The sequence below is a fragment of the Pontimicrobium sp. MEBiC01747 genome (genome assembly GCF_053601635.1).
This window is the reverse complement of sequence record NZ_JBSHNS010000073.1, coordinates 1-4959: the sequence shown is the minus strand read 5'-3', so window position 1 is coordinate 4959 and position 4959 is coordinate 1. Positions and strand designations below refer to the sequence as shown.

At 33.3% G+C, this 4959-nt stretch carries 3 protein-coding genes and 1 pseudogene; all 4 read right to left on the bottom strand.

The features are described from left to right. Positions 1 to 855 (bottom strand): annotated as a pseudogene (locus tag ACVC2P_RS01225) (hypothetical protein); the annotation flags it as partial. Between the two features lie 416 nt (positions 856 to 1271). Then, positions 1272 to 2516 carry a DEAD/DEAH box helicase gene (locus ACVC2P_RS01220; protein ID WP_452596662.1) on the bottom strand — a complete coding sequence of 415 codons (1245 nt, stop codon included), beginning with the start codon at positions 2514 to 2516 and terminating at the stop codon, positions 1272 to 1274. Positions 2517 to 2663: 147 nt separating this feature from the next. Then, on the bottom strand, positions 2664 to 4376 hold the full coding sequence (locus ACVC2P_RS01215) for a hypothetical protein (RefSeq protein WP_452596661.1): 1713 nt from the start codon (positions 4374 to 4376) through the stop codon (positions 2664 to 2666). A gap of 429 nt (positions 4377 to 4805) precedes the next feature. Then, the coding region (locus tag ACVC2P_RS01210) for an SET domain-containing protein-lysine N-methyltransferase (protein ID WP_452596663.1) at positions 4806 to 4959 on the bottom strand (154 nt) is incomplete at its 5' end.

Here is a 4959-nt window from a genome sequence, read left to right as displayed (position 1 = left end):
TCCTATAGATGTTGGTGTATTGTCTGTTCCTACGGCTACTTTTCCTGTGTCTGATAAGAATAAAAAGTGGTTTCCAAAGTTGGAGTTAGGCCATGGTCTCCAAAAATTTAAACCAGGCGTACCATTGGCAGCAGGAATATACTCAATACCCCATTGTCCGTTATCTGTAGTTTGTCCGTTTTCACCAAACAAAATCATTGGTCCACCAGCAAAACTAGTTCCTGTTAATCTAATAGTACCATTATGTACATGTAGCTCGCTAGTAGGGTTTTCTGTACCAATACCAACTTTATCGCTAAAATAACCTCTACCTTTAAAGTAACCACCAAAAGTACCAGCTCCGTTAATTTCATCAACACCAACTACACCAGCTGCAAAACCACCATTAGCAGAAGCACCATTCCAGGCTCCTTTTAAATGCCCATAAACACCACCTATTTGAAATTTATTTGAACCAGCTGTAGCACCTAAATCTGCAATAAATCGACCACCAAGAACATTGGCTGTAGTAGAATACGCTCTAGCTGTACTAACTGTAGATGTACCAATAACACCAAACGAACTACTACCAGCAGCCCAGTTAGAGTTGTAACCTAAATAACCTGTAGTTTCAGAATTTGTTGAGCTATATATAGAACCAGCTTTAAATTGTTGTGCTATAGTAGCGCCTTTAATACCGTTTTCTGTTCCACCATCTACATGTAACCTTACATTGGTTGCTGTAGTGCCTAATCCGTTTGCAGGAGCCGCTGTACCAATACCTACGTTAGTACCATTGTCATTTAATTGAGCGTTAGCTTGAAATGCTGTAAAAGCTACAATTGCGAGGGTTGAAAAAAGTTTACTTGTTTTCATAAGTTTTTAATGTTTTTAATTAATTCCCGACTCTATTATAAATATGGATTTTTGGGTTCCTCCATCTATTAGAGTGTTTATGAAAAAAATAATCTGTTACCCGATTTTTTTAATTAATAATTAAGAAAATATGAAATACGACAGATTGACTGATGTAAAAAGTTTTAAATCAGTAGTTAACCCGTTGCGCATTTTGGATCAAAATAGTAGCCAAATGTCAGTTCGAGTAATTTTGAGGTACGAAAAATTGTATCGAGAACAGGTTATTAATCTAAAATTCTTATTCTCGATACAAATTTTACTCATTTCAATCGTAAAATTCACTCGAATTGACAGAATTTCATCAGAATGCACAACGGGTGTAGTAATTATTTTTCTATGTAATGAAAAGGTTAAGTAGAAATATAGCGTAGGTGCTACTTGTACCAGCGTTTTTTCTTCTTTTTAGAAGCTTCACTTTTACGTCCTTTTCTGTATTTACTTCCCTTTTTATTAGAAGTATGCACTTCTTTTTTTGCATTAAGGTCTAAAGGAAAAGGATGATCGTTTACTACATCTAGTTGTAAATGAATTAATTTTTGAATTCTAGAAACATATTCTTTTTCGTCTGCAGAGCATAGCGAATATGCCGCACCTGTATTTCCAGCTCTAGCTGTTCTACCAATTCTATGTACATAGGTTTCTGGAGCGCTAGGTAAATCGAAATTAACAACAGCATCTAGACTATCTATATCTATACCACGAGCAGCAACATCTGTAGCAACTAGAATATTAGTTTCGTTCTTTTTAAAATTGTTAAGCGCCAGTTGCCTATCGGTTTGGCTTTTATCTCCATGAATACTACCTGCTTTATAGCCGTTTTTTAATAACGATTTTTCAAGTTTGTCAACTCCATATTTAGTACGCCTAAAAATAATGATTTTCCCATTTATAGTCTCACGGAGTAAATGTAAACACAACTCTATTTTTTGAGGTTTAGGAACATAGTATAATGCTTGATTTACGTTTTTTGATGTGGATGAGTTTTGAGCGACTTCTACACGTTGAGGTGCTTTTAATATAGTAGTGGCTAATTGCTCTACTTTATAAGGTATTGTAGCCGAAAATAGTAATGTTTGTTTGGTAGAAGGGCATAAACGTTCAATTTTTTTAACATCGTCTATAAAGCCCATATCTAGCATTAAATCGGCTTCATCTAAAACTAATGTTTCAATATAATCTAAATTTATAAAATCTTGTTTATGTAAATCTAACAATCTACCTGGTGTTGCAATTAAAATATCGACACCATTTTTTAAAGTTTCTTTTTGAGGTTCTATAGATGCACCTCCAAAAAGAACAGCAGTAACTAATTTTGTATGCGTACTATAAGCTTTAAAATTAGCTTCAATTTGAATTGCTAATTCTCGTGTAGGGCTTACTATTAAAGCTCTTATCTTTTTACTTTTTTTAGGTGTATCTTGCCTATCAAACAACAGTTGTAGAATTGGAAGCGCAAAAGCTGCTGTTTTTCCTGTTCCTGTTTGTGCAGAAACAATGATGTCTTTTTTATTTAAAACTAAGGGAATTGTTTTCTCTTGAACCAAAGTAGGAGAGTCATAACCTTTCTCTGCAATAGCTCTTAAAATGGGTTTGTTCAGTTTTAAATCTTTAAATGACATAAGTGTATAATTTAATGCAAAGATAGCCCAAAACTAGTAGTTTTATTTTAATAAATGCATTAATAGAAAAAAGCCTACAGAAAGCTGTCTTCTGTAGGCCAAACTCAATCATAAAATACACAACATGATCTTGTTTAATAATGTGTGTTATTCTGAGCAAGTTTCACTATAAGTTAATACATAATTAAACCCATTACTATGAGAGAATTGTACTTGGTATGGCGCATTTAAATCTGCATAATAAATATTACCATCTTTTACTTTTTGTTTTAAACGCTTTTTTCCACTTTGGTTTACACTTGGTAAAACAGATGCGACATTAGTTGGTGTACAAGTATTTCCTGTTTGTAGATATACAGTACCAGAAGAAGAAATTGTTTTAGTTCCTGTTTTTCTGTAGCGCATTACGTTTTTAAATTTTGTTTTTCCTCCAAAGATGCTAGCTTGCTTTTTTATTTTCATCTTTAATCGTACCTTTTTACCAGAGTAATTAACCTTATACTTAGCACTTAATGTGCGTCTTTTACAAACATCGAATACTGTAACTGGGTTTGGAGATAATACGACTGTTTTACATAAACCTTCAATTTTTTGAATCGTAGCAGTAATGGTATAAGTGTTAGTACCACATGGTACACCATAAGCATGAGTTACACTATTAGAACCATTAACAGTAGTTGTTGTAGAGTCTCCAAAATTCCAAACAATTTCGTAACCAGATAAACCTTCTAAACCTTCAATAGTATAAACCCATTCGCCGTTTGCAGCATTAATACTTTGCATAGACATAGAGATAGGGCAAGCTAAATCTATACTTACAGAATCTGTGTCTGAACAGCTATTACCACTTAAAGGTGCTACAGAACCTAATAATCTAGCGTTAAGTATTGGAGCCGTAGTAGCAGAACTATAATCTACTAAAATTTGAACCCACTCACCAGGATAAGCAAACCCATCTGCACCACCTGTTGCCGTTGTCCAATCTATACCAATAAGTGTTGGGATAGACGCATTTGTAATATCAATACTATCATAATCACTTAAATTATCTATTAACATGCTGTATAACGGATTACTTCCTGCTGGAGCAATTGAAGATGCATCGAATCTAATTTCTATAGTTTGGTTAATAGGGTCATGAGCAAGAATATCGTGAGCTATATTGGCTACAAACCCGCAATCTGCACCGCTTTTTTCTGTACGTGGGTTGTCATTATCAAATTTACCTCCAGCTTCGCTAATACTTTCAAAATCGTATCTTGGGTCTCCGCAGATATCTATATCTTCTACACCAGCTTCGTTTCTGTAAAAATCCATACTACCATTATTAGTAGCATTTCCGCTTTTTACCAAGTCGTTAAAATGTAATAACACATCGAAAGCAAAACAACCTTTACCTTTAAACGGTATACGGTGTGCTACACAGCCATCGCTAAAAACGTATAAATAACCTCCAATAATTACCATACCATCCTCATTTAACATGGCTGCGAATACATCATCAGATGTGTAATCGAAAGCATCAAAAGATGGATCGTTAGGAATAACCCCATCATCCATATCTTGTTCTTTTTGTCTTAAAGAGTATAGGCCTTCGGCTTGTTCAAAATCTATTAATGTTTGCTCATCTTCTCCAGAGGCTTGATATTGGTTATATAAGTTTGTATGCACATTTTGAATATGACCTAAATCTGCAAATTTTAAAATGGTTTTTCCACATAATGAGGTCCCAACTTGTCCTTTACTAAACGTCGATGGGTTTTTTGTGCTTTCTTCTACAAAGTCATCTGCTTGTTTACATCCTACTAAAGCGAATAGACTTAACATAAAGCAAAATGCTATTTTGTTTTTAATTGACATGATTTTTTGTTTTTTAATTATTGCTTACTCTTACGCTTTTCAGCTTACGCGATTTTAATTTAAGGGATGATTCTAGATCTAGAAATCGATTTTTTTAATGACTGTCTATGTAGGTGTTACTCTATTTTAGATTCTGTTACCCGCTTTTTTTTATTTTGTAAAAAAAAATGATTTTTTAAGAAGTGTATTGGTGAACTTTTATTGGGTTAACTATGTTGTTTTAAAGGCATAATTAATACTTTCTGTATTATAGATGTTGAGGTTTATCTATTCTATAAAATTATAATAAATTGTAGTTTTTACCTTTTGTTATAAACTGTTTAAAATAAAAATGTAGAGGCTAGTTATAGTTTTTGTGACTATACTATCTGTCTATATAGACTGTATATTTTTTAGGAATCTAGAATTTTGCAGTAGGTAAGGTGTATTTTATTTATGTTTTTTCCAATACCGTTTTCCATAGCTACAAAATATTTCTTCTTCTGCCTGTATTTTACGAGTAGCTATTATACAAACATTATTATTATCGTCTAAGGTAATCTTGGAATTGTTCTTAAAGTTAGCGTTAGAGGCCCCTTTAGCA